Annotated in this window: 1 protein-coding gene; it reads left to right on the top strand. The window is 71.8% G+C overall.

The features are described 5' to 3' along the window. Window positions 1-1,486 (top strand): AMP-binding protein (locus tag ACIP4Y_RS38425; RefSeq protein WP_401401804.1); only part of this gene is annotated, 1,486 nt, incomplete at both ends.

Genomic DNA, 1,486 nt, shown 5'->3' with positions numbered 1-1,486 from the left:
CGACCCGGGTGCACCTCAGCATCGACATGCTCATCGCCGACGCGGCCTCCGTGCGGATCCTGCTCTCGGAATGGGCGGAGCTGTACGCCGACCCCGGGAGCGAACTGCCGCCCATCGACGTGTCCTTCCGCGACTACTGCCTGGCCGTGGCATCAGGACCGGACGACGACAGGGCCCGGGACTACTGGCTGGACCGGCTGGATTCGCTGGCGGCGGCCCCGGAGCTGCCGGTGGTGTCGCAGCGGCCGAGCGGTCCCACCCGGTTCGTGCGGCGGACGCATGAACTCCCGGACGAGCGGTGGCGGTCGTTGAAGCGCGCGGCGCAGGAGCGGGGGGTGACCCCGTCGGCGCTGCTGTGTACGGCGTACGCGGAGGCGCTGGCGCTGTGGGCGAAGGAGCCGCGGTTCACACTGAACGTCACGATCGGCGACCGCCTGCCGCTGCACCCGCATGTCGAGCGCCTGATCGGCGACTTCACCAACCTCGTCCTCCTCGAAGTCGACACGGACTCCGCCGGCACCTTCGCCGACCGCGCCCAGAACGTGCAGCGCCGGCTGTGGCAGGACCTGGAACACCGTGCTTACGGGGGCGTACGCCTGCTGCGCGAACTCGCCCGGCGGCACGGACCCGAGCGTGCGGCCATGCCGGTGGTGTTCACCAGCGTCCTCGGCCAGGACATGCCCGGCGGCTCGCCCGCCGATCCGCTGCCCGGCCTGGGCCATGTCGTCTCGGCGGTCTCGCAGACGCCTCAGGTGACACTGGACTGCCAGGTGGTGGAGGTGGCCGGCGGGCTGTTGGTCAGTTGGGACGCGGTGGAGGCGCTGTTCCCGCAGGGCGTGCTGGACGGGGCGTTCGCGGCGTTCGTGTCCCTGGTGGAGGAACTGGCCGACGGTGAGAAGGCGTGGCAGTCGGCATGCCCGGTGACCACGCCGGCCGATCACGCGACGGTGGTCGCACAGGTCAACGCCACCGAGCGGACCCTCCCGAGCGGCCTGCTCCACGAGCCGTTCTTCACCCAGGCGGCACGAACCCCGGACGCACCGGCACTGATCTGGTCCACCGGCCGGCTCACCTACGCCGAACTCGCCGGACGCGCCGGACGCGTCACCCAGCACCTCCACGACCTCGCCATCCAGCCCGGTGACCGGATCGCGGTCGCCATGCACAAGGGCTGGGAACAGGCCGCCGCCGTCCTCGGCGTCCTCCAGGCCGGAGGCGTCTACGTCCCCGTCGACCCCACCCTGCCCACCGAACGCATCACCTACCTGATCCAGCACACCGACGCCCGAGCCGTCCTCACCCAGCCCGACCTGGCCGACCACCCCTGGCCGACGGGCGTACCGGTGGTGACCGTCACGGCGGAAGCCGGCGCTCCGGACAGTCGGACCGTGCGGCGGGCGGCCACGGATCTGGCGTACATCATCTTCACCTCCGGCTCGACCGGCGTGCCCAAGGGCGTGATGATCGACCACCGCGGCGCGCGCAA

Source organism: Streptomyces sp. NPDC088810 (assembly GCF_044750305.1).
Lineage (GTDB): Bacteria > Actinomycetota > Actinomycetes > Streptomycetales > Streptomycetaceae > Streptomyces.
Note: the sequence above shows the minus strand (reverse complement) of the source record. Positions and strands in the feature narration are given on the sequence as shown.